This is a genomic window from Vibrio sp. B172a, from assembly GCF_030248355.1.
Taxonomy (GTDB): domain Bacteria; phylum Pseudomonadota; class Gammaproteobacteria; order Enterobacterales; family Vibrionaceae; genus Vibrio; species Vibrio owensii.
The window spans coordinates 68,999-94,088 of sequence record NZ_JAHGAC010000035.1 but is presented as its reverse complement, the minus strand read 5'-3'; the positions used below and the strand labels follow the sequence as shown (position 1 = coordinate 94,088).

General features: G+C 45.7%; 19 protein-coding genes. 12 read left to right on the top strand and 7 right to left on the bottom strand.

Annotation, left to right across the window (positions count from 1 at the left end; translation table 11 throughout):
* Window positions 1–12: 12 nt before the first annotated feature.
* From KIT90_RS24675 to KIT90_RS24665, 3 genes are all read right to left on the bottom strand, one after another.
* Entirely contained in the window at window positions 13–993 is a 981-nt protein-coding gene (locus KIT90_RS24675) for an HlyD family secretion protein (RefSeq protein WP_005442193.1), read from the bottom strand.
* Between the two features lie 3 nt (window positions 994–996).
* On the bottom strand, window positions 997–2,412 hold the full coding sequence (locus KIT90_RS24670) for a TolC family protein (protein WP_285379175.1): 1,416 nt from the start codon (window positions 2,410–2,412) through the stop codon (window positions 997–999).
* A 150-nt stretch (window positions 2,413–2,562) separates the two neighbouring features.
* Window positions 2,563–2,790 carry a hypothetical protein gene (locus tag KIT90_RS24665; protein ID WP_010648656.1) on the bottom strand — a complete coding sequence of 76 codons (228 nt, stop codon included), beginning with the start codon at window positions 2,788–2,790 and terminating at the stop codon, window positions 2,563–2,565.
* A 564-nt stretch (window positions 2,791–3,354) separates the two neighbouring features.
* Here KIT90_RS24665 and KIT90_RS24660 point away from each other — a divergent pair.
* The 6 genes from KIT90_RS24660 (at window position 3,355) to gnd (ending at window position 11,424) form a co-directional block, all read left to right on the top strand.
* Window positions 3,355–4,542, top strand: coding sequence for a MalY/PatB family protein (locus KIT90_RS24660; protein WP_285379172.1), 1,188 nt, complete (start codon window positions 3,355–3,357; stop codon window positions 4,540–4,542).
* Between the two features lie 257 nt (window positions 4,543–4,799).
* The gene (locus tag KIT90_RS24655) at window positions 4,800–6,419 is read left to right on the top strand and encodes a sensor histidine kinase (RefSeq protein WP_285379170.1); all 1,620 of its coding nucleotides are present in this window, start codon (window positions 4,800–4,802) and stop codon (window positions 6,417–6,419) included.
* Entirely contained in the window at window positions 6,416–7,102 is a 687-nt protein-coding gene (locus KIT90_RS24650; RefSeq protein ID WP_020197499.1) for a response regulator, read from the top strand. Before KIT90_RS24655 ends, KIT90_RS24650 begins: the two co-directional genes overlap by 4 nt.
* Window positions 7,103–7,719: 617 nt before the next feature.
* Window positions 7,720–9,222 (top strand): glucose-6-phosphate dehydrogenase, encoded by a 1,503-nt coding sequence (gene zwf / locus KIT90_RS24645; protein ID WP_038894102.1) that lies wholly within the window; start codon window positions 7,720–7,722, stop codon window positions 9,220–9,222.
* Entirely contained in the window at window positions 9,219–9,935 is a 717-nt protein-coding gene (pgl, locus tag KIT90_RS24640; RefSeq protein ID WP_020197501.1) for a 6-phosphogluconolactonase, read from the top strand. Before zwf ends, pgl begins: the two co-directional genes overlap by 4 nt.
* A gap of 40 nt (window positions 9,936–9,975) precedes the next feature.
* Window positions 9,976–11,424: a decarboxylating NADP(+)-dependent phosphogluconate dehydrogenase gene (gene gnd / locus KIT90_RS24635; protein WP_005442184.1), complete on the top strand. Its 1,449-nt coding sequence runs from the start codon at window positions 9,976–9,978 to the stop codon at window positions 11,422–11,424.
* 86 nt (window positions 11,425–11,510) lie between these two features.
* Here the strand turns inward: gnd and KIT90_RS24630 are convergent, their stop codons facing one another.
* Entirely contained in the window at window positions 11,511–11,717 is a 207-nt protein-coding gene (locus KIT90_RS24630) for a hypothetical protein (RefSeq protein ID WP_020197504.1), read from the bottom strand.
* Window positions 11,718–11,988: 271 nt separating this feature from the next.
* Here KIT90_RS24630 and KIT90_RS24625 point away from each other — a divergent pair, with 271 nt between their 5' ends.
* Entirely contained in the window at window positions 11,989–13,509 is a 1,521-nt protein-coding gene (locus tag KIT90_RS24625) for a DUF1254 domain-containing protein (protein ID WP_285379167.1), read from the top strand.
* A 99-nt stretch (window positions 13,510–13,608) separates the two neighbouring features.
* Here the strand turns inward: KIT90_RS24625 and KIT90_RS24620 are convergent, their stop codons facing one another.
* The gene (locus KIT90_RS24620; protein ID WP_285379165.1) at window positions 13,609–14,511 is read right to left on the bottom strand and encodes a LysR family transcriptional regulator; all 903 of its coding nucleotides are present in this window, start codon (window positions 14,509–14,511) and stop codon (window positions 13,609–13,611) included.
* 342 nt (window positions 14,512–14,853) lie between these two features.
* Between KIT90_RS24620 and KIT90_RS24615 the strand changes: the two genes are divergently transcribed.
* Complete coding sequence (locus KIT90_RS24615; protein WP_009704374.1) at window positions 14,854–14,991, top strand: hypothetical protein; 138 nt, start codon at window positions 14,854–14,856, stop codon at window positions 14,989–14,991.
* 65 nt (window positions 14,992–15,056) lie between these two features.
* Here the strand turns inward: KIT90_RS24615 and KIT90_RS24610 are convergent, their stop codons facing one another.
* Window positions 15,057–16,820 (bottom strand): sigma-54-dependent Fis family transcriptional regulator, encoded by a 1,764-nt coding sequence (locus tag KIT90_RS24610; protein ID WP_285379164.1) that lies wholly within the window; start codon window positions 16,818–16,820, stop codon window positions 15,057–15,059.
* Between the two features lie 248 nt (window positions 16,821–17,068).
* On the opposite strand from KIT90_RS24610, the gene KIT90_RS24605 reads away from it, so the two are divergent.
* The gene (locus tag KIT90_RS24605) at window positions 17,069–18,589 is read left to right on the top strand and encodes an aldehyde dehydrogenase family protein (RefSeq protein ID WP_038881709.1); all 1,521 of its coding nucleotides are present in this window, start codon (window positions 17,069–17,071) and stop codon (window positions 18,587–18,589) included.
* A gap of 73 nt (window positions 18,590–18,662) precedes the next feature.
* On the opposite strand, the gene KIT90_RS24600 is transcribed toward KIT90_RS24605, so the two are convergent.
* Window positions 18,663–19,763: an alkene reductase gene (locus KIT90_RS24600; protein ID WP_285379163.1), complete on the bottom strand. Its 1,101-nt coding sequence runs from the start codon at window positions 19,761–19,763 to the stop codon at window positions 18,663–18,665.
* A 312-nt stretch (window positions 19,764–20,075) separates the two neighbouring features.
* Between KIT90_RS24600 and KIT90_RS24595 the strand changes: the two genes are divergently transcribed.
* The 3 genes from KIT90_RS24595 (at window position 20,076) to KIT90_RS24585 (ending at window position 25,071) form a co-directional block, all read left to right on the top strand.
* Window positions 20,076–20,846 (top strand): efflux RND transporter periplasmic adaptor subunit, encoded by a 771-nt coding sequence (locus tag KIT90_RS24595; protein ID WP_285379162.1) that lies wholly within the window; start codon window positions 20,076–20,078, stop codon window positions 20,844–20,846.
* Window positions 20,843–23,887 carry an efflux RND transporter permease subunit gene (locus KIT90_RS24590; protein WP_285379161.1) on the top strand — a complete coding sequence of 1,015 codons (3,045 nt, stop codon included), beginning with the start codon at window positions 20,843–20,845 and terminating at the stop codon, window positions 23,885–23,887. Before KIT90_RS24595 ends, KIT90_RS24590 begins: the two co-directional genes overlap by 4 nt.
* 212 nt (window positions 23,888–24,099) lie before the next feature.
* Window positions 24,100–25,071 (top strand): TAXI family TRAP transporter solute-binding subunit, encoded by a 972-nt coding sequence (locus KIT90_RS24585; protein WP_009704380.1) that lies wholly within the window; start codon window positions 24,100–24,102, stop codon window positions 25,069–25,071.
* The last annotated feature ends 19 nt before the right edge of the window (window positions 25,072–25,090 follow it).

Genomic DNA, 25,090 nt, shown 5'->3' with positions numbered 1-25,090 from the left:
ATGCCAACGCGATTAAAGCTCAACCACAACACTCATGCCCATGCGCAGCTCAGGCTCTGGTTGGGTAGGGCGAGCTTCCACTTCGAATGTACGAAGATCAAAACCTTTTGATGCGTCTGTCGCGCGCCATGTTGCGAAGTCACCCATTACAGCAACGTGAGTCACTTTAAACTCAACGTCTTTATCCAGTGCTGGTAAGTAAGCTTTAAAGGTCGTGCCTTTGGTGAAGTGTTTGAGCAAATCTTCGCGTACGTTCAGTGTTGCCCAAGAATCTTGGGTATCAATAACCGTCACAACTGGGAAGCCTTGAGGTGCAAGTTCGCCGCTTTGCAGTAAAACTTGAGAGACTTCACCATCAAACCAGCTAAAGATTTGCGTGTCTTTTGCGTACGCTTCTACTTCCGCTACTGCGCCAGCCGCCATGCGTGCTTTCTCTGCTGCAGCGACTTTGGTTTCGCTACGTGCACCTTCTTTCGCCATGTTGTACATTTGGAACGCTGCGCTTTCGGTGTATTTAGATGCTTGCCATTGCGTCATGGCTTCATCGCGTTTTTGCTCTGCGACTACGCCATCTTTATAAAGGTTGTTTACACGTTGGTAGGTCTTTTCCATCAAATCTGCCGCCGCTTTCGCTTTCAACCATTGGTCTTTTGCGGCTTGAATTTGTTGCTCACGTGCGCCTTTTTCTGCTTCTAATGCCAATGCGCCAGCGGCTTTTTCACCCGCTTTTGCTTGTTCCAATTTTGCTTCGATTTCTGGGCTGTGAAGGGTAAAGATCAACTGACCTTTTTCGACATCATCGCCTTTGCGCACCATGACTTCATCGATACGACCTGGGACTTTAGAAGAGATGCTGTACTGCTGCGCTTCAATCAGTCCTTGTAAACGAGCTGGTTCTGGTTGATACGCTTGGTAGAACTGGTAACCAACCCAAGAAGCGACACCCAAAGCGCAAAGTGATAGTAGAGCGGGTTTTAGAGATTTTGCTGCCATGACTTATTTTGCCTCTTTGGATGCTGATGCTGGAACGTAAGCAGTATGTTGGTATTGAGCGAAGCTGTTCATTTCGCTGCTCAGTGCTAATAGTTTGGTTAAAGAAATCAGATAACGGAAACGTGCCGCTGATTGCTGTGTTTCTACGCTGGCGACATACAGTTGTGCGTCGACCACATCCAAAGATGACGATAAGCCCTGAGTGAAGGCTTTTTCGCGTAAGCGCAGGTTCTCGTCTGCAAGGGCGATACTTGATTCTAGACCTTGTACTTCATCAATGGCTTGTTGTGCTTCGAGATACGTCTTTTGTACCAGAAGCGACAAATCTTGCTTCGCTTGTGATTTTAGTGCATCGACTTGGGTGACCATGCTTTGCGCCGCTTTTACTTTTTCGCTGCGGCCAGTAGATTCGATAAGCGGAATATTTACACCGACACCAACTAACCAATCCGGTTTCATTTGGCTGGCAAGGGAGTCATCTTCATACAGGCTGTAATCACCGTATAGGTAAACTTCTGGGTAGTATTTGCCTTTCTCGGCTTTGATTAAGCTCGACGCTTGTTTGTGTTTGGCATCCAACAAATCTAAGCCCGGATAGGTCAGCAGTGTTTGATCAACAAATGCGTTCAACGGCGGCAGGTTATTGTTGATAAACAGGGTTTCTGAAGGTTCTACAGAATCACTCTGCGCTAAGATTTTGCCAAGAGCCGCTTGCGCGATACTCAGGTCACTGGCGGCTTTGCGTGTTTCGACTTTGGCTTTGTCTAGTGAGGCTTCCGCTTGAAGGCGTTCAACGCGGGCGATTTGGCCTTGTTCTTCCATCTTAATCGCAAAGTCGCGGTGTTTGGTTAACCCTTTCTCTACCGCTTGTCGTGTTGCTAATACTTCTTTTGCGAGGACAACGGAGAAGTAGTATTTAGAGAGATCTTCAAAGCGAGCTTGTTGCTCCATCGCGAGCTGGCTTTTTGCCTCGTCCGTTTTACCTTCTGCTGCTGATTGAGCGGCATTGATTCGACCACCAGTAAAGATTGGCCAGATAGCACGAATAGAAGAGGAGAAGATGTCACGCTCTGTAATCGTTGAGGTGGTGTTCGCAAGCGCACTAAAAATAGGTTGGAAAACAGGTGGCACGCTAATGTGCTGCCCAGTGCTATCGAGAATCTGCTGTCCGGACAAGGTGACGTCCGTATCTAAACGCGTGTAATTCGCGCCGATGCTTACTTGCGGTAAGTTGAGGTTATCTGTCGCGCTTTGTTGGTATTCATAACTTTCTACGTTGGCACGTTGCGCTTTAAGGGAATAGTTGTTTTCTAACAACAATTTCCATGCATCATCGAATGTGATGGGAGCCGAGTGACAGGCAAGAGAAATCGAGCTGCTGAGAAGGCCCAAAATCCAGAACTTTCCGGTTTGTTTCATAGTGGCTACTTTGCTTTAGAGTATTAGCTCTAATATAAAGTATTCATTAGAAAGTGTTAAGTGATTGGATAAAAGAATTGTTGGAGAAATGTTGCGCCCAATTAAGTGGGGCTTAGTTGGGCGCAGCGTTATTACGTATTTTCTACTGTTTCACTTCATGGAAGGGCAGTGAAATTCTGCTCTCCACTCAAGCTGACGAGAACCTCGCATTGTATTCAGCAAGTCTTTGCCACTCATCTGTGGGAATGACAGCAGCACCTTAAGATCAGCGGAGCTAGCATCACTCTTTTCATAAGCCCTGACGTGTGTAAACGTTGAATACATATTCTCTGACAGCATGGCCTTATTCAGGCAAATTCCAAATGTATCGCGTTCCATGTTTTGGTGTTCCTTCTAACTATAAAAGCACCTCTGTTTATAGTTATTGCAGTGCAGATGGTGTCTAAGTGTTTGTCCTACGGTCAGTATTTGTATTTTTATCAATGTATCTTCAAATTTTCTGACGCAAGTGTTGAGCGTTAAATAGACTTCCAGTTGGCTGCTTTCTTTGTTCGAAGCTCTAGGAGGCTTCTTGACTAAAAATTATACGACGGAAAGTCTAAAAACGCCTCAAAAACCGCTCAAATTGGTGTGATCATGTTCAAGATTTGGATGGCAATTTATGTATGATGTTGAATAAATAACAACATTATTTGGCTGGCGATATGATTTGTTTTTGATATTTCATGGAGGCTATAAATTGAGCGTTGAGACTGCGGTTAAACGCGCCGTGATTCAAAGTGACGAAGACACCGAGTTGTGCCGCTTCACCAAGTTGAAAACGTTGCTGTTTTTTTGCGGGGTGTCAGAGTTTTAATCAACAATGGTCGCTAGATTAGACTCAAGTATTCCCATTGCATTTCTTCGCTTCTCTCATTTTTAAGCGCTAAAGGTACCAGATTCATGACCACGAATTCTTATAATTTCACCACAACATTAGACCGAAAAAACAGCTTTGCTGCAAAGACAAACCATCAGATAGTCAAAGATTTTTTAGGGGTGAATTATTACGATGACACCATTTCCCTTTGGGTGGCGGATATGGATTTTGAGTGCGCGCCAGCAATAACTCGCGCACTGACTAACCGAGCGATGCAAGGCACTTTGGGTTATACGCAACAGACTGAACCTTATTATGACAGCGTCATCAATTGGTATGGTCGACGTCATAATATGTCGATTGAGCAGGATTGGATTGTGTACAGTGCCGGAACCGTTTCTGCGGTTCGTAACGTGATTCGAGCCTTCAGTAAAGAAGGGGAAGGCGTCATTATTCAGCCTCCGGTGTATTACCCGTTCCAATTGCAGATTCAAGAGACTAACCGTGAAGTCGTGCGAAATCATCTGATTAGAGATCAGAACAACCAATACAGTATCGATTTGGTGGATTTTGAAGAAAAGTGTAAAGACCCGAACAACAAGATCTTTATTTACTGCAACCCGCATAACCCGACGGGCAATATTTGGTCTGAGGGAGTCACGCAGTCTCTTCTCAAGATTTGTGCAGACAACGATGTGCTGTTTTTCTCGGATGAAATACACGCGGATTTGATTCGCAAAGACCGCTCATTTACCTCTGCCCTTAACTTGGAATACAGTGAAAATACCATCATCGCAACGGCGGTAAACAAAACGTTTAACGTCGCTGGGCTACATATTACGAACTTGGTCATCAAGAACGCATCGCATAGGGATACATTGAACAACTACACAGGAAAGGTGGGCATGTCTCCGTTTGCGTTGGACGCGACGATTGCCGCATTCAATGAAGAAGAGCAGTGGGTGGAAGAGGTCAATAATGTTATCGACACGAATTTGGCTTTGATGGCGTCTTTCATCAAGCAACGCATTCCAAAAATCCAATTCTATGTCCCTGAAGCGACTTATCTAGCGTGGTTAGATTTCTCTGAGTTTGGGTTAGAAGAAGCCGACTTGCTTAATCTACTGGCTGATGAAGCGCACTTGGTTCTAGAAGGTGGCAGCATGTTTGGCGAAATGGGACGAGGCTTTATTCGTATGAATGTGGCTTGTCCGACTGCGGTGATTGAGGAAGCACTGGAGCGTTTAGAGCGCGTTTTTGCTTCTCGATAAAACCAACAAGGTCAGGTGAGAAGCATGATCGCCTGACCGCTTATCTTTCTGTTTCTGCATTTTATTCCATCAAGTTTTTCTCCCACTTTTTAAGTGCTTGTGCTTCTGCTCGCTTAGTTATTAATCGGAAACACACGAGATCATTTCGTTCGTTCACAGATTTGTCATTTAGTAAAAGCCTCATTGTTAACTCAGTGTTAATTTAGAATGTGTCTCCACAGTGACGTGGAATGTTCGTAACGGTAAGGGATGTATCAATGAGTTGGAGTTCGATCAGCTTTCGTAAGCGCATGCTCATTATTATGACGTTATCGGGTTTGATTGAACTTCTTATCCTTGTGGCTGCTGGCTTTACTTACCTTAAATTCGATCAAGAACAAGAGATGGGTGAGAAAGCGCTGGGTGTAGCGCGTTTCTTATCGACATCCCACATTGTCATCGAGATGATCGAATCTCAAAACCCTGAACCATACCAACTGCGATTTCGTGAAATGACCGATGCGTTAGGTGCTGCGTTTATTGTTATCGGCGATAAAGATGGCGTGCGTTTGATTCACCCGGTCGACGAACGTATTGGTAAGCCGATGAAAGGCGGTGATAACCAAAGAGCGCTGGTGGAAGGGAAGTCCTATATTTCTACGGCTCAAGGTTCTTTGGGCTATTCCGTTCGTGGTAAAGCGGCGATTTTTGACCAGCAAGGCAACATCATTGGGGTGGTTTCTGTCGGTTATCTTTTGGAGCGTCTGCAAGACCGCATCGAGCCGTTTCTTGCCTTTCTAATTGTAATGGCATTGGTTGTGGTTGCAGCCAATGCCGTGGTCTCTAACTATGCATCACGTAAGTTCCAACGAGCGATCATGGGCTTTGAGCCGGAAGAGATTGGTCGTTTATACGGTGAATTGGATGTGACTATGAGCACCATTAAAGAAGGGGTGCTCAGTGTTGATGCGCAAGGTGTATTACGCTCAATCAACCGTAGCGCATGCCAAATTCTAGGCATCGACCGAGAAGCCGCACTCAACAAACCGTTGACTGATACGCTCCGAGATAGCGATTTGTATACGGTGTTAGAAACAGGACAAGAAGATCACGACATCGAGATCTTCCTCAATCACAAACGCTTAATCGCAAACCGCTCCCCGATCTTTGTGGATGGTAAAATCGTCGGCGCCGTATCGAGTTTCCGTTTGCGTGATGAAATCAACGAACTCACCGAGCAACTTTCGCAAACCAAAGAGTACGCGGATTTGCTTCGCTCACAAACGCATGAACACAGAAACAAACTCAACACCATTAGCGGCTTGGTTCAAATGGGTGAGTTAGAAGCGGTGCAGCAGCTTATTGGACAAGAGACGGCGCATTACCAAGCGATGATTGAGTTCTTGCGAGACACCATTAAAGATCCGCTTATCGCTGGCATGCTTTTAGGCAAAACAGAACGTGCTCGTGAGCTTGGTTTGCAACTGGTGGTAGAAGAAGGCAGTCGCCTAGAACCGTTACCGGAATGGCTAAACGCCGAAGACTTGGTGACCATTCTCGGTAACCTTGTCGATAACGCATTTGACGCGACTTTGTCTGCTATTCGAGTTGAATCTGCGTTTGCGTTAGAGCGTCGCAGTATTGATGTTTCGATCAGTGATTACGGAAACGAAGTGATTTTAGAGGTGGTCGACCAAGGTTGTGGGCTACCGGATAACATTGAGCCACAAGAGCTCTTGAAAAAGGGCATTTCAACCAAGTCTCGCCAGAATCGAGGGGTAGGACTACACCTTGTGAATCAACTGGCGACGCGTTACCACGGTTATGTTGAGATGCTACCAAATACAGAACATGGAACGAGAATTACCGTGTATTTGCCTAAGGAAGAACAAGTATGAATACGGCAACGCGAGTCATGATCATCGAGGATGATATTGCCATTGCAGAGCTTCACCACAAGTATCTGAGCCAACTCTCCGGTTTGGAAGTCGTGGGCATTGCAACGACACGGATGGAAGCAGAAATGCAGCTAGAGATCCTTAAACCCGATTTGTTACTGATGGATGTTTATCTGCCAGACGGAACTGGCTTGGAGATTCTCAATACGCTGCGCTCAAACAATCAAACTTGCGACGTGATTTTAATTACCGCGGCGAGAGATGTAGATACGCTTCAACAAGCGATGCGAGGCGGGGTCGTTGATTATCTACTCAAGCCCGTTATGTTCCCTCGATTAGAGGCGGCATTGCAAAAGTACATCTCTCAACGCCAACAGCTGAACGTAGCAGAAAGCTTAGACCAGAACTTGGTTGATAAGATGTTGCAATCAAATACAGGGTCAGACAATGCGCCACAACGCTTACCAAAAGGAATCGATGGCGTAACTTTAGACAAGATTCGAGCTTTGTTTGTTGGAGAAGGCATGTTTACGGCGGACGAAGCAGGCGAGCAGATTGGTGCCAGCCGAACAACTGCCAGACGTTATCTTGAATACCTGATCAGTTCGGGTGAACTGGAAGCCGACTTAAACTACGGAACCGTAGGGCGACCAGAGCGCAGTTATAAAAAAGTGATAAGGTAATCATTGTCGTTTTAACTCATAAAGTGGTGGCTTTTATCTAGCCATCCTTTCATTTCTAAGTATTAACCACTGCCTTCCTGCCTGCGTCTCGATAGAACGCTCGGTTATAATTCATTAAGTATCATTCTCAACGAGTTGCGAATTGAGGAGTAAACTCCACCTGAATCGCATTACTTATGTAATGGATTGCAAATTTGAACATTTATTCTTCAATTTAGAGTTTTTGCTTAAATTTTATAACTCTCGAAAGGTTATTGATTACTTCTTATTATTCAATGCTTTGTTGCGTATCGTGTAAATTATTTAAACGTTTGCACCACCAAGTGTTGATGTAAATCAAATAGTCGTAGACAATACGCCCCCGTGTCGGAAATCTCCTCCGCAGAGTGCAAGGTTGTACTCGAGAGACATAAGCGTTCTAAACGACCTACAAATGTTGAAATCCAGACTATGTTTAAGGAGCTCAGCAGTTGCAGTGATTTGGGACTATAGGCTTTACCTATCAACGTAATAGGTAAGACCAATTTTCTATTTTGGGGTGCCATTGATAGGGTTGGCTCAATCCTTTTAGCCGTATCCGGGCACACAATAAGTACCTCGTTTTTAAGGGAAAGATGATGGTAATACCAGAAAACAGCAGCATCGTTATTTTTGGTGCTTCAGGCGACCTTACATACCGTAAGTTAATTCCTGCTCTATACCACCTCTATGCGAACAAACAGCTTCCAGAGAATTTTGCCATTCTTGGCGTAAGTCGTACTGAATACAGCGACGATTCTTACCGTGAAAAGCTGAAAAAATCGCTTCAGGAAATGGAGAAAACTGAGCCAGAAACGCTTAATGCATTTATCAACCACCTGCATTACCAAGCAATCAATACTTCTGACACACAAGATTACAGCAAGTTGGCGACTCGTTTAGACCAACTGGCAGACGAATACCAATTCGAACAACGTAATACGCTATTCTATCTTGCGACGCCACCAAGCCTTTACAGCGTGATCCCTGCAAGCCTTGCAGCACACGGACTGAACAACGAGGAAGATGGTTGGAAACGCCTGATCATCGAGAAACCTTTTGGTTACGATCTTGAATCAGCGCGTACGTTGGACAAAGAAATCCACGAGCACTTCCAAGAGCATCAAATCTACCGTATCGACCACTACCTAGGTAAAGAAACGGTTCAAAACCTTCTTGTACTTCGTTTCTCTAACGCTATGTTTGAGCCATTGTGGAACCGTAACTTTATTGATTACGTGGAAATCACAGGCGCAGAATTCTTAGGCGTAGAAGAGCGTGGCGGTTACTACGATGGTTCAGGTGCGGTGCGCGACATGTTCCAAAACCACTTGCTACAAGTACTGGCAATGGTTGGTATGGAACCACCTGCACAAATCAATGCTGACGCAATGCGTGATGAAGTCGTGAAAGTGCTTCAGTGTCTTAAACCATTGGATGAAGACGCACTTCGCAATGACCTAGTATTGGGTCAGTACACGGCGTCTGAAGTTCGTGGTCAACAACTTCCTGGTTACCGTGAAGAGAACGGCGTAGCAGACGATTCTCGTACTGAGACATACATCGGCCTGAAAGCTTACATCAACAACTGGCGTTGGAATGGCGTGCCTTTCTACGTGCGTACAGGTAAGCGTTTACCGACTCGCGTTACTGAGGTGGTTATCCACTTTAAACAGACACCACACCCAGTGTTTGGTCAAAACGCACCAGAGAACAAGCTGATTATTCGTATTCAGCCAGACGAAGGCATTCAAATGAGCTTTGGTCTGAAAGAGCCGGGCGCAGGCTTTAAAGCGAAGGAAGTGAAAATGAACTTCCACTACGCTGACCTGCAAGAAACCCAAATGCTAACTGCTTATGAGCGTCTACTTCTTGATGCCCTAAACGGTGATGCAACGCTATTTGCTCGTAGCGATGCGGTTGAAGCGTGTTGGAAATACGTGCAACCAATTCTAGATTTCAAGCAAGACCCACAAGCGCTATTCGGATACGCATGTGGTACATGGGGACCAAAAGAAGCGGACGACTTGCTACAACGAGCTAACCGCGCATGGCGCTTCCCTTGTAAAAACCTAACAGATACGGACTACTGCGAACTATGATCAACCATAAGATCTACCAAACAGCAGAGCAGGTAGTAGAAAGCCTTGCTAACGACATGAAAGCGTTTAGCGAAATGGGCCGACCTGTTCACATCTCTCTTTCTGGTGGCAGCACACCTAAAATGCTGTTTAAGCTATTGGCAACAGAAGCTTACGCGACGTCAATTCAGTGGCAAAACCTACACTTCTGGTGGGGTGATGAGCGCTGTGTTGCTCCTGATGATGCAGAAAGCAACTACGGTGAAGCAAATACGCTACTATTTAGCCAAGTAAGCATTCCTGCTGAGAACATCCACCGCATTCGTGGTGAAGACGAGCCAGAAGTTGAAGCACAACGCTTTGCGAAAGAGATGGCAGAAGTGATTCCAACTGAAAATGGCACTCCTGTGTTTGATTGGATCTTACTTGGTGTTGGCGCAGACGGTCATACCGCATCGCTGTTCCCAGGTCAGACAAACTACGATGATGAGAACCTATCAGTATTGGCTTCTCATCCTGAGTCTGGTCAGATTCGTGTATCGAAAACGGCACGCGTGCTAGAAGCAGCGAAGCGCATCAGTTACTTGGTACTTGGCGCTGGTAAAGCAGACATTATCGAAGAGATTAACAGCTCACCAGCACGCGTACTTCCATATCCGGCAGCGAAGATCCAAGCGAAAGCGGGTCTGACGGAATGGTATTTAGATTTAGACGCAGCGGCAAAAATCGCTTAATGCGGCCGCTGGTCGAATAAAAGACAATTGGAGAGAAACAATGAAAGGTGATATCGGTGTAATCGGCCTTGCTGTAATGGGTCAAAACCTTATCCTAAACATGAACGACCACGGCTTTAAAGTTGTGGCTCACAACCGTACTGCTGCTAAAGTAGACGAGTTCCTGGAAGGTCCAGCGAAAGGCACAAACATCATCGGTGCATACTCTCTAGAAGAACTAGTAGAGAAGCTAGAAACACCACGTAAAGTGATGCTTATGGTTCGTGCAGGTGACGTTGTTGACACGTTCATTGACAACCTAATTCCGCTTCTAGACGAAGGCGACATCATTATCGACGGTGGTAACACTAACTACCCAGATACAAACCGTCGCGTAGCACATTGCCGTGAGAAAGGCATTCACTTCATCGGTACTGGTGTATCTGGTGGTGAAGAAGGTGCACGTTTTGGTCCTTCAATCATGCCTGGCGGTGCTGCTGAAGCTTGGGAAGCGGTTAAGCCAATCTTCCAAGGTATCTCTGCAAAAACTGACGCTGGTGAGCCATGTTGTGACTGGGTTGGTAACGATGGTGCTGGTCACTTCGTTAAGATGGTACACAACGGCATCGAATACGGTGACATGCAGCTTATCACTGAAGCTTACCAGTTCATGAAAGACGGTCTTGGTATGTCTGCAGACGAGATGCAAGCAGTATTCGCTGACTGGAACAAGACTGAACTAGACAGCTACCTTGTTGAAATCACGGCTGACATCCTTGGCTACAAAGATGAAGACGGTGAGCCTCTAGTTGAGAAGATCCTAGACACAGCTGGCCAAAAAGGTACTGGTAAATGGACTGGTATCAACGCACTAGACCTAGGTATTCCACTAACGCTTATCTCTGAGTCTGTATTCTCTCGTTGTCTATCTGCACTGAAAGACCAACGTGTTGAAGCTGAGTCTCTATTCGGTAAGACAATCACTCCAGTTGAAGGCGACAAGCAAGAGTGGGTTGATGCACTACGTCAAGCGCTACTAGCTTCTAAGATCATCTCTTACGCTCAAGGCTTCATGCTAATGCGCGAAGCGTCTAACGAGAACGGTTGGGACCTAAACTACGGTAACGTAGCTCTAATGTGGCGTGGTGGTTGTATCATCCGTTCTGCGTTCCTAGGCAACATCCGTGATGCGTACGAAGCGAACCCAGATATCGCGTTCCTAGGTTCTGATGAGTACTTCAAAAACATCCTACAAGGCAGCCTAGCAGCATGGCGTAAAGTAGCAGCGAAGTCTCTAGAGTCTGGTATCCCAATGCCATGTACGATTTCTGCGCTATCTTTCCTAGACGGTTACACAACAGCTCGTCTACCAGCGAACCTGCTTCAAGCTCAACGTGACTACTTCGGTGCTCACACTTACGAGCGTATTGACCGTCCACGTGGTGAATTCTTCCACACTAACTGGACTGGTACAGGCGGCGACACAGCGTCTACAACTTACGACGTTTAATCCGCAGTCAGTAAACGGATAAAAGCAAAAGGATGCCCAAGTGGCATCCTTTTTTCATTCTTACTCTATAGAAACTCAAAGAGCGCCTAAGCGCTCTTTTCTTTTACATTGCCTTTTGGGTGATGGCCGAATCTGTCATTCAAGTAGAGAAGTCCACTGACGAAAAGTGCCACAACGGAAACCGTAAAGAGGGCATACATACTTAATACCCAAGCGAATGTGGCTGTCAGAAAGGCAATGAAGGAAAACATTCTGCTGAATGACATTACATGACCTAATTTTTTACTTTTCATAACGCCTCCCAGAGCTTAGTGGGTAGAGCCAGAGTACTTTCACTCCGCATTTGTATTGTCTCTTTTTTGCTCAGAAGATACCCAAAAAGTAGGCTAAATATTTCTCAAAAAAGATTAAATATTGACCTGGTAGACAGTTTTTAATAGCCAATTGTTGTGAGTTTCATTGCATAGCGTTTTGGACAGCATTTTTGATTCTGTTGAGCGTCAAAAATGATTTTTATCTTTGACTAAAGTAAATGCATCCCAACTGAAAACGCAGGAAACTCTTATGTTAAAGACTCAACTTAAACGTGTCGCATTGATTACCAGCCTATTGGTTTCATCATCAGTGATGGCAAGCACAGGCGCTTACAACACTGACATTCCATCAAGCATCATGACACCTGATAAGGTTGAAACCAGCATTGGTACTCTGAATTTCAAGGATGGCGTGCCAAGCCAACAAACCATGGATACGCTGTACGACAATCTCGATACCATGCGTGCGACAGAAGTGTTTATGAACGCGATTCCTATGGCCTCTATGGAAGCGTTGAGAGTCGGGCATGAGAAGATGGGGCTAACCAGTTCAAATCAGGTGATGCTGTTTGATGATCTGATGGATTCAAACCCTCTATTTTTAACGGGAAACACGGATACGGTTTACGCATCGGCGTTTCTTGATTTAGAGCGTGATGGTCCAACGGTTGTGGAAATCCCGCCGGGCATGGGGCCAACTACAGTCAATGATGCCTTCTTCCGTTTTGTGACCGACATGGGCGTTGTAGGTCCAGATAAAGGTCAGGGCGGTAAATACCTCATCTTGCCACCAAACTACGAGGGTCCAGTACCTGAGGGTTACCATGTTTCCCAATCCACAAGTTATACCAACTGGTTTATTGCGCGTGGCTTCCTGAAAGATGGTAAAACCGATGCTGCTGTGAACTCATACCACACAGGTTTGAAGATTTACCCACTGGCGAAGAAAGGCGAACAACCGAAGATGGAATTCATCTCAGGTAGTGGCAAGTCTTTCAATACTATCCATGCGAACGACGACCATTTCTATGATGAAATCAAAACGGTGATCGACAAAGAGCCGATTGAATTCATCGACCCGGAAATGCGTGGTTTGATTGCGACTATCGGTATTCAGAAGGGCAAACCATTTGCACCAGATGCTCGCATGCAAAAGATCCTTGAAGATGGTGCTGCGATTGGTAATGCAACGGCACGTGCACTGATGTTTAACCCACGCACCGAGAATGCATATATTTGGAACGATCGTAACTGGAAGACTGCCTTCATAGGCAACGATTACCAGTGGTTAATTGAAGAAGGTAACGGTGGACGAAACTTAGATGCACGTACCTATTTCTTCTACATGGCAACGGTTAACACGCCTGCAATGGCATTGAAGATGGTTGGTAAAGGATCGAAATACGCGATTGTCGATAAGTCTGCACAAGGCGAGTACTTTGATGGCGGCAAGAATTATAAACTGACGATTCCTGCCAATGTGCCAGCGAAGAACTTCTGGTCTGTGGTGGCTTACGATACGCAAACACGTTCGGAGCTACAAACGAGCCAACCGTTCCCAAGTAAGAACGATAAACGCGATGAGATGATTGAGAACTCAGATGGCTCGATTGATTTGTACTTTGGCCCGAAAGCTCCAAAAGGCAAAGAAGCAAACTGGATTCAAACTGTACCTAACAAAGGTTGGTTCACTATCTTGCGAGTATATGGTCCACTAGAGCCTTGGTACGACGGTACTTGGAAGCCAAGTGATATCACTGAGGTTAAATAAGATAAGAGCTTAAGTTCTAGAAGCTGAAGAAGTAAGCCGACCTGTTTATTGGTCGGCTTTTTTGTATTCGTTGACGATGTGGCAATTGAATCAAGTGGATTAGCTAAGGGCTCGTTTAATAAAGGCTTCTACTTGAGCAATGATTGGATGTTGGTAGAAGGCACGATGGTACTGAATGCCAACGTCAAACATCATGGGTTTACCTTCTAACTTCAAAGGTAATCGACGAATGCCTGCGGGCAGCTCTTGGTCATCGATGTACATACCGACAAATACATACGGGCTGACTTTGACGCAATCTAGCGCAGCACTCATGGAGGAGACAGTCAGTTTTTGTTCTAGATTCACGCCAGTCAACTTACGCATTCGCTCGTAATAGGCGCTCACATCGAGCGAACCCATTGAGACGCGCACAGTATCTAGGTTCTCCATATCGCTTAGCTCTATTTCTTGCTGTTGACTGAGTGGGTGTTGATCATTGACGTAAGCGAAAATCGGCACTGAGCTGACTTTGCGTTCGACCATCCTTTCATTGAGTTCATTCGGAAAACCACCAATACCAATCGCGACAGCACCACGTTTGGGGTTTTCTATGCTTTCAATCGACCAATCAATAAAGGTGATCTTAGGTTTTTGTTCTTTTGTTGTGAGGGCGGTGACCAAAGGAATCGTCAACATGGCAGAAAGAGGATTGATAATGCTGAATAGGTATTCGTTCGCATGCTGATTCGCATTGTAGCTTTGTGCCAGTTGCGGTATCTGCTCAAGTTGCTCTAACGGCTCGCTTATGGCTTCACATAGCTGTTGGCAAAGGAGAGTGGGGGTGTAGAACCCTTTCTCCGCATTGAACAGTTCGTTATCAAATCGCTGGCGACATTCGGCGAGTTGCCGAGTAAAAGTCGCTTTGCTGATGTCGAGGGTGTGACACACTTTCGCCTGCGTTTTTTGCTGGCTGAGCAGGTAAAGAAAGCGATACAAATTTAAATCAATGGTATTTTTCACGAAGTAAGCGCCTCAAAACATTGAGCTTTAAGTATCAACGCCTCTCATCCTCTGTTCCAATAAAATCTGCATCATTTTTTTCTTTTGTGACATAGAGTTAGCTCGTAAGGGTATGGTGTATCAATACTGATATCGAAACTAAGATTACGTAAAAGATGAAAAACAGTGTTAGGTAAGCCCTTGATCTCCTCCTATAATTAGCTTGCATATGGAGGATGTTTAGTAGACAAACATCCTCTATTTTTTGAAACCTACAACAAGGAACCGGCATAAGTCGTTTTTGCTGGTGTTGTTTACATTTACCAAGAAGGTGATTTAACACTATTAATTGAGGTTCTTACGATGACTCTTAACAAGTACTTTGTTTTCATTCCGGCAGATATGGATCAGGAAACGCACAAGGAACAGAAAGTGAACTCTGAAACGGAAACTCAACGTCAGGCATTAGTAAAACAGGCGCAGCAAGAAGGCGGACTGTAAGGCTAGGTTTCAAAATAAGAAGAGCACCCCAAGAGGTGCTCTTTTTTTTTATCTCTCACATTTCATTATTTCAGCATTCCAAGGCTCTTGAGTTTGCGATAAATGGTATTGCGGCTCAGACCCAACATGCGTGAGGTTTTACTGATGTTGCCTTGGTTTGCTTGGTAGGTTTTCACCAGCTTATCTTCCACAGTCGTACGCATGTCTCTGGTTTTTGAAGTATCCACTTGTTCGATAGCGTTTGTTTGGCTTAGCTTTTTGGCAAGGTGGTTCGGTACGTGGCTAAGCTCGAGTTGCACTTCTCCTTGCGCCATCAAGGCTGACACTTTGATTAAGCTGTCGAGCTCACGCAGATTCCCCGGCCAACCATAGCCCAACATTAATGACAGCAGGTGAGGGCAAATACTTTGTTCAGACTCGGCGTGACGACGATGAATGTTCTCAATCAGTGCTTGTTTGTCTCTACGCTCTTGGAAACGGGGCAATTCGACGATGAGTCCGTTTAGGCGGTAATAAAGATCCTGACGAAACTCACCTTGCTCAACTAATCGCTCTAAGTCTTTGTGTGTTGCGGCGATGATTTGTGTATCCACTTGGATGGTTTGGTTTGAGCCGACAGGCAACACGGTTTTGTCTTGGAGAACATGCAGCAGTCGGCTTTGCGCTTCTAATGGTAAGTCTGCGATTTCATCTAAGAACAAGATGCCTTTGTGCGCTTGACGGATCTTACCTTGGTAGCCTTTGTTGTTTGCTCCGGTGAAGGCACCTGCGACATAACCAAACAGTTCGGATTCGACCAAGTCTTTCGGTAGCGCACCGCAGTTGACGGAAACCAAGGGGCCGTTTTTTCTCTGGCTGTTTTTATGCAGAGCTTTAACAAACTCATTTTTACCTACGCCCGTCTCGCCAAGGATCAACAAGCTAATGTCTTTATCGATTACGCGATTGGCTTGTTGCCAGCAGTGCTCGACGGTGATGTCACCGTAATGCAGGTCATTCGAGGCAGAAATGGCACGGGATGATGCTTTTCGCTCCGATAGTGGCTGAGTTTTGAAGACAAAAGATTGGTTACTGGCAGAATCGTCGAGTATGGAGGCGAGTTGCTGTCCAACAACGTTGGTTTGATCAAGTAGTTGTGATGCAACTTGGTTATGAGCCAGAATCTGACCCTCTTCATTGGCAATGATGATGCCTTGCCAACCGCTATTCAGTAGACCTTGCTCACAAGCTAAATCCACTCGAATATGCCCTTGAGGAATTTGGTTGAGCAGTTGGTTCTCCACTTGCTGAACCATGTTTTGCACCAAGACCTGCGTTGAAAAGTCATGCTTCTTTTGTTCACTGGTGATGTCCAGAACCCCAATCAAGTTACCCAAATGATCAAAGATAGGGCTTGCCGAGCAACTGATGAAACGATGATGTTGTATGAAGTGTTGGTCTCCAATCACAGAGACGGGTTTTGCTTCTACTAATGCGGTACCAATGGCATTCGTACCTTTGAGCTTTTCTTGCCAGCATGCACCAGAACTGAGTGCAATCTCGGTCAACTTTTCGCGGAATTTAGGTTGTCCCCAGCTTCCAATGATCACGCCTTCTGCATCGGTCAAGATTAGGCGACTGTCGCTGTGAGCAAACAGTTGGTTAAACAGAGGCAGAGCGAATTGTTTGACCGCATCGATCAAGAAATTGAGCTGGTGGCGTCTGTCTTCAAGAAACGCGGAAGTTACGCGAATATCGTCTGGTCGACGTCGCTGTTTTAAACCAGCTTGCTCACTTCTGTCCCATGATGTGGAAAGCCAATTGCTGTTGGTAATGTGTTGAAGTTCCATGACTGTACCATTTTGTCACAGTGAGGGTGTGCCATTTTGGAACACTTGAACACTGGTGTTCACACCATACATCCGCTCAAACGTCACTCACTTGGTTTGTTATCGCTTGGTAATCATAGTTTTACATTTAATTAACAACAAGACGTGTGTTGTTGGCATGTGACTTGAGTAATGAAGTGAACAACACAACAGAGTTGAACACTCGGTTGTTTAAAACAAAAAACTGAACGAGAACAAAAGGAAGAGTTATGATTTATGCACAGCCAGGTAGTGAAAATGCCATCGTTAATTTCAAATCGCATTACGACAACTACATCGGTGGCGAATGGGTAAAACCAACGGGTGGTGAATACTTCGACAATACATCGCCAATCAATGGTCAAGCGTATTGTAAGGTGGCTCGTTCCGGAGAAGCAGACATCAACCTTGCACTGGATGCTGCACATGGCGTAAGAGCGCAATGGGCGAAAACCAGTGTGACTGAACGTTCGAACATCCTACTTAAGATTGCAGATCGCATTGAGCAACACCTTGAAGAGCTGGCTGTGGCAGAAACATGGGAAAACGGCAAACCCGTCCGTGAAACGCTAGCAGCAGACTTGCCTTTGGTCGTCGACCATTTCCGCTACTTTGCAGGTTGTATCCGTGCTCAAGAAGGCAGTGCGGCCGAGCTAGATGAGCATACCGCAAGTTATCACTTCCCTGAGCCGATTGGGGTAGTTGGGCAGATTATCCCTTGGAATTTCCCAATGTTGATGGCGGCTTGGAAGTTGGCTCCAGCTTTGGCTGCGGGCTGTTGTGTTGTGCTTAAACCTGCCGAGCAAACGCCGACTTCGATTCTTGTTCTGATGGAAAAAATTGGTGACCTTCTGCCAGCTGGCGTAGTGAACGTAGTCAATGGCTTTGGCTCAGAAGCAGGGCAAGCACTGGCGACCAGTAACCGAATCGCTAAGTTGGCATTTACGGGTTCAACAGAAGTCGGTAACCATATTTTGAAATGCGCCGCAGAGAACCTTATTCCATCAACGGTTGAGCTTGGTGGTAAATCTCCAAATATCTACTTCCCAGATGTGTTTGATCATGAAGACGAATACCTAGATAAGTGTATTGAAGGCACCTTACTTGCGTTCTTTAACCAAGGCGAGGTGTGTACCTGTCCATCACGAGTGTTAGTGCATGAGTCCGTGTACGACAAGTTTATCGCTAAAGTTGCAGAGCGCGCGCAGACAATCAAGCAGGGTAATCCACTTGATACCGATACTCAGGTTGGCGCTCAAGCCTCGCAAGAGCAGTTCGATAAGATCCTGAGCTACCTAGAAATCGGTCGTCAAGAAGGCGCGAAAGTCGTGTTTGGTGGCGATGTAGCGAAACAAGAAAACGACTTGGAGCAGGGTTACTACATTCAACCGACTTTGTTACAAGGTCACAACAAGATGCGCGTATTCCAAGAAGAGATCTTTGGCCCGGTCATCGCAGTCACAACCTTTAAAGATGAAGCGGAAGCACTAGCGATTGCCAATGACACAGAATATGGCTTGGGTGCGGGTGTGTGGACGCGCGACCAAAACCTCGCTTATCGCATGGGACGAAACATCGAAGCAGGGCGTATTTGGATTAACTGCTATCACGCATATCCTGCACACGCTGCGTTTGGTGGTTACAAGAAATCAGGTATCGGCCGTGAAACCCATAAGATGATGCTTGATCACTACCAGAATACGAAAAACTTACTCATTAGCTACGACGTCAATCCGCTAGGCTTCTTCTAAACAAAACGCCTTTTAAGGCAACAGAAAAAGCAGTAAAACAAAGCCCCGAATTTTCGGGGCTTTTTATGTTCACTTATGCGGTCGCGCAAGGGTAATCGGTGTAACCTTTTTCATTACCGCCGTAGAAGGTGGAATGCGCATCGTAGCCAACTGGCGTTAGCTCGATGCCGTTTTCCACGCGGTAGACGAAGTCTGGGTTAGTGATGAACGGTTGGCCGAACGCCACCAAATCCACCAAGCCAGAGTCTAACAATGCTTGGCCTTTTTCTGCGGTGAGTTTACCTGCAACCATGATTGGGTTTGGGTACACATCGCGAACTTGTTTGCGGAAGGCGTCCGTTACTTCTGTGTAGTTAGAGATATTCTCACTGAAGTGAATGTAAGCAAGGTTCATCGGTGCAAGCTTCTCTAGTGCCTTCACTGTTAATTCAACAATTTCGTCATCAACGATGTTTGAACCTTCGGTAACGAAAGGAGACAGGCGGATAGCTGTTTTATCGCCGCCAATTTCTTTTGCGATCGCTTCGGTCACTTCCAACATAAAGCGCATACGATTTTCTTGAGAGCCACCGTATTGGTCATTACGTTGGTTAGATGCTTTGCGCATAAACTGATCAAGTAAGTAACCATGAGCACCGTGGATCTCAACGCCATCAAAGCCAGCTTCCATTGCGTTTTTTGCCGCCTGGACAAAATCTGTAGTGGTTTGTTTGATGTCATCTTCATTCATTGAGCGTGGCATTGATGTTTCGATCATACCAAACCCGCCTTCTGGAAGAGGGCCAAATACCATGTCTGGTTCTTTGATTGCAGAAGCCGATACAGGTTGTTCACCAGCGATCGTGTCGTGACTGCGACGACCAACATGCCAAAGTTGAATAAACACTTTGCCGCCAGCCTTATGTACCGCGTCGGTGGTCTTTTTCCAGCCTTCAATGTGTTCTTGAGTGTAAATACCCGGTGTCATTGAGTAGCCGCGACCTACTGCTGAAATTGGTGCGCCTTCAGTAATGATCAAACCCGCTGTGGCGCGTTGTTGGTAATAAGTCGCCATCATATCGTTTGGCACGTCGCCCGGTTGTGAAGTGCGTGAGCGAGTCATTGGTGCCATTGCGATGCGGTTGTCTACAGCAAAATCGCCGAATTGGAATGCGTTGAAAAGTGCGTTGCTCATAAGAAGCTCTTATTTCGAATTGCCCTCAGTCTACTCTTTTGATGATTTGCAATTAACGGCAGTAATGGCAAAAGGCTTTTGTTAAAACAACAAAAATAGAGAGGGTAATTGCAGCAATAGGGACTCACTTTTTTTCCACACCGCCGCTGATAATTTATATATCAAGCATCAATGAATAAATGCGTTAACTGTTGGTTTTGCTTTTGGTTAACGCTTTATTAAACATCAGTGGCTTGTATGTTCAGCTCAGTGGTTCCTTTCGGACAGAACAATTACACAAGTCATTTGGTTCATCGGAAATGAGATAACTAAATGAAAAAAAGATCCGTATTAATACCCTTGTTTCTCCTATCAAGTGCAGCTCATGCGGCGAGCGATTATGTCGTTGGTCAATTGATTCCTGAAAAAAGCGTAGTGGTAAAAAGTGAAGTCGTCGGCGTTGTGGATTCTTATCGTTACGATAACGGTGACTCTGTGACTCAAGGGCAGGAGCTATTGTCTCTGTCCTCAGAAGATTATGCATTGAGTTTGGATTTAGCCCGTAACGAGTTAGAGGTGAGTCGTGCCGAGTTGGATATTCAAGAGAAACAACTAAAACGTTATCAATCCCTGCTGACTAGCAATGGCGTATCGGTAAGTGACGTGGACAACCAAATTCGTGTGACTAACATTGGTCGAGCTCAATTCAACGTAAGCAATACTCACTACAAAATCGCCGCACGAACATTGGATAAAGCCTCTCCAGATGCACCTTTTGATGGGGTGATCATCAATCGTTCTGTTGAGCTAGGGCAGTTTATTTCGGTGGGCGATGCGCTCTTTACCATTGCTGATATGGAACGATTGAAAGTGCGATTCCACCTGTTAGAAATTGATTTCAACAAGTTCAGCAAAGGCGAGAAGGTTAAGGTTGAAGTGCCTTCTGTTGAGCAAACACTAGATGGCACCATCACTTTGCTTTCTCCTGCTTTCCAAAACAGTGAGCCGGGCTTCCTTGTCGAAGTGACGGTCGATAACGCCAACGGCGAGCTTAATCCGGGCATGGAATCATACGTGTATTTCAATGATCAGGAGGCAATGTGAATTTCTTCTTAGATTTGCTCTCTCATCGAAAGTTTGCGTCTAAAATCCTAACCATTTTGATCATCAGCATTGGTGCCCTTACTGCCTACAATCTTCCCCTTGCTGAGAAGCCTCGATTTGACTTAGGAAAAGGCGATATCGTCACGGTTTATCCTGGTGCCAGTGCGAAAGACATTGAAAGCAACATCACCAGTAAAATCGAGAAAGAACTGCTGTCTATTTCTGGATTGAAAGAGTTTACCTCCACGTCGGAAACGGGAGTCTCAAACATCAGTGTGGTGCTGGACAGCAATGTCAATGATCCGAATGCGGTTTACCAAGACATTCGAGATGCATTGGCAAGGGTAACGGATTTACCCGCTGGTGTGACCGAAGCGCCAGCGTTGTCGATCAAAAAGTCGTACAGCTTGGATTTCATGGTAGTCGGAATCTCCGGTGATGTTAGTTATAAAGCACTGCGAGATAAAGCCAAAGACCTAGAGTTGGCATTGCGACGCGTCGAGGGGATTGGTGAAGTTTACACTGTCGATTTGCGTGCGCCAGAGTTCTTAATTCAACTCGAACCTATCTCTTTAAGACGTTATGGCTTAACGCTCGATCAAGTGGCGGCATTGATTGCAGAGCGTAATACGCTGATCAGCGGTGGTCGTCTAGAAACCTTAAAGAACAACCCAGAACTGATGACCTCTGCCGAGCTGGATAGCATTGAAGAACTGCGTGAAATGTTCATCTCATTCAGCCCGAATATTCAGCTCAAAGACGTTGCAGGTCTCATTGAGGATGGGTTTGAAAAAGGCGAGGTTTATGGCTCAATCAATGGTAATAAGAGCATTCTTTTTGATTTAAGAACCAATGAAAGTGCGGATGTTATTAGCACCTCCAACGCAGTGAAAGCTCTGATTGCAAATCAGCAAAAACTGCTCGGTGACAAATACACTATCGCCATCGGTTCTGATTTGTCTGAAGACATCCAAGAGAAAGCGCGCATCGTGCAAGACAACGGCTTGGTTGGACTTGGCTTGGTGCTGATTACGTTGGCGCTTTTCCTTAATAGACGCATTGCATTTTGGGTCGCGGTTTCTATTCCCGTGTGTATCTTCGGCACGCTGGCTTTGCTGCCTCCTTTCGGCCAGATACTCGACGTGTTCACTATGTCCGCCTTAATTTTGATTGTCGGAATTATTGTCGATGATGCCGTGGTGGTGAGCGATAAAATCGTGGCATTAGTTGAAGAGGGTTATCCGGTTGAGAAGGCCGTCACACAAGGGGTGAAGAGTGTATTCCCAGCGGTGTTGGCAAGCATTTTATCGACCATGATTGCCTTTATACCTTTGCTCTTCTTGCCGGGAAACAGCGGCAAATTGGTGTATGTGATTCCGCTTACGGTCATCATTGCGCTGTGCTTTTCGTTTATCGACGCGCTGTTCTTTATTCCAGCCCATTTAAAAGGCATTTTGAGTAAGAGTCAGGTAAAGAAAAAGCCATTTTTAGATTTAAGCGCACTGAATCGCTTGATTGAATTTGTCATTCGAAACAGCAAGGTAGCGCTGCCATGTATTACCCTGGTGATACTGACTTTAGGGACAATTTCATATAAGAGCTTGAGCTTTTTATTCTTCCCAACAGACGGCGCGTATTTGATAGAAATCAGTGCTGAATCGAATCCAGAGTTGGATTTGGATGACGTCTGGAAAGAAACACAACAACTCGAAGCGCTGATCAAAAGCATCGAAGAGGTGAATTATTGGTATGGCGAAGTAAGTTCACCAAATAGCTATTGGGTGATTTCATTAACACCACCAAACAGCCGAACAAGAACCGCAGAGCAAATCGTCGAAGAGTGGGAAGAGAAAGCAACGCAAATTACAGGGTTGGCTCAAATTGAGTTCGATATTGATGGCGGCGGTCCTCCGGTAGGACGTCCAGTGGATTTGCGTGTTGTTGGCGGTACGGATGAAGGGCGCGAAAAGCTTGCTAATGACCTGACGGCGTACATTGAATCATTAGAAGGGACGAGCCGAGTACGACGTGATTTAAATGCTCCAGCACCACAGATTCAAGCTGAGCTGCAACATCATTGGCTCAAGTACTACGGCATCAGTGCCAACAAGGTCGGCGATATCATTAAGTTTGCGATTGACGGTCAACGCGTGACAAGGATCTTTAATGGCGAAGAAGAAGTTTACTTCCGAGTCGCGCTAGAAGAAGATGACAAATCCTTAAAAGAACTGGATAACATTTTAGTTCGTGCCAGCAATAACAAGCTGGTGCCATTAAGTGAGTTGGTTCGCTGGAAAAATGCCGATGCAGAAGCGCAAATCAAACACTTTAATGGTGAGCGAGTGATTCGCGTCTCGTCAGGTGTCGATTCGACTGTGACCGATCCAGTTGCTGTTTTTTCTGCGGTTCAAAAAGCCTTTGCCAATAAAGAATACGGCGGTGCCTCTATCATTGCGACAGGGCAGATCTTAGAAACACAAGAAGCGCAACAAGGCTTTATGATCGCGATTAGCGTGGCGTTTATTGGTATTGCGTTGCTTCTGATTCTTCTGTTTGACCGAATGCGCGAAACCTTAATTGTATTGACGGTGATTCCATTTGGCATCGCAGGCGCGCTGTTCATTTTGTTCTTACATAATCAGGTGCTGAGCTTTTTCTCCATCATAGGGATGATTGCCTTGATTGGTATTATGGTGAACAACAGCTTGGTGCTGATTTGGCACTTCAAAGAACACGAAGCGGAATGTAACGAAACCAACTTGCTGGAGTTTGTCATTCGTGGAACGCAAAGCCGCGTAAGACCAATTACCTTAACCACAATCACAACGGTTGCAGGCCTTATTCCGCTTGCGTATGGCTTAGGTGGTTACGATAACTACATGTCACCGATGGCGCTGGTGGTCGGTTGGGGCTGTGTGATCTCAATGATCGTCACACTTACCGTGATTCCATCCATTTATCTATGGACACACAGGAAAGGGAATCAAAGTGCCTCCGCAACCAATGACAACGGTGAAGAGAAAACCTTAGCGCTCGATTAAGTACGCTTGAAACACCGAACAGCCCGCAGACAAACTCTGCGGGCTTTTTAATTGGACTAAAACTAAAGTCGTACGCGATTCATAATTGCTTACCGATCAATGCCTTTTGCTACGTGGTGATAATTCTCAGGATGTGATCTCGAACGTTATCAACTTGTTAACGGTTGCTATACTTATCTGGCCATAAACAAAGGAAAAAATAAGGACGTTCAATGTTAAAGCTCAAGCAAATTGCTGTCGCGGCTTCTCTGGCTGCACTAAGTGCAAGTTTTTCAGTTTCTGCTAAAGATACGTTCGTAACCATTGGTACGGGCGGTGTAACTGGCGTGTACTACCCAACGGGTGGTGCTATTTGTCGTTTGGTGAACAAATCACGTGCTGACCATGGCATCCGTTGTTCAGTAGAAAGTACCGGTGGTTCTATCTACAACATCAATACCATTCGTGCAGGTGAGTTGGATTTAGGTATCGCTCAGTCAGACTGGCAGTACCATGCTTATAACGGTACGAGCAAGTTTGAAGATAAAGGACCATTCAAAGAGCTTCGTGCTGTGTTCTCTGTTCACCCAGAACCGTTCACCGTTGTGGCTCGTAAAGACGCGAATATCACGACGTTTGATGACCTAAAAGGCAAACGAGTGAACATTGGTAACCCAGGCTCTGGTCAGCGCGGTACGATGGAAGTGCTGATGAAAGAGTACGGCTGGACGAATGACGATTTCAAACTGGTGTCTGAGTTAAAAGCATCAGAGCAGTCTAAAGCGCTGTGTGATAACAAGATCGACGCGATGATTTACACAGTAGGTCACCCAAGCGGTGCGATTAAAGAAGCGACTACCTCTTGTGACAGCAACATCGTAACGGTAGCTGGCCCACAAGTTGAGAAGTTGGTTTCTGATAACAGCTTCTACCGTATTGCAAACGTACCGGGTGGCATGTACCGCGGTTCAGAAAGCGATGTACAAACCTTTGGTGTAGGTGCGACGTTTGTTTCTTCAACGGCAGTGCCAGACGAAGTAGTTTACAACGTAGTGAAAGCGGTATTCGAAAACTTTGACGACTTCCGTCGTCTACACCCAGCATTCGCTAACTTGAAGAAAGAAGAAATGGTGAAAGATGGTCTATCTGCGCCGCTTCACCCAGGTGCTGAGAAGTACTACAAAGAAGTGGGTCTGATTAAGTAATTTCACTCAGAACTAATAA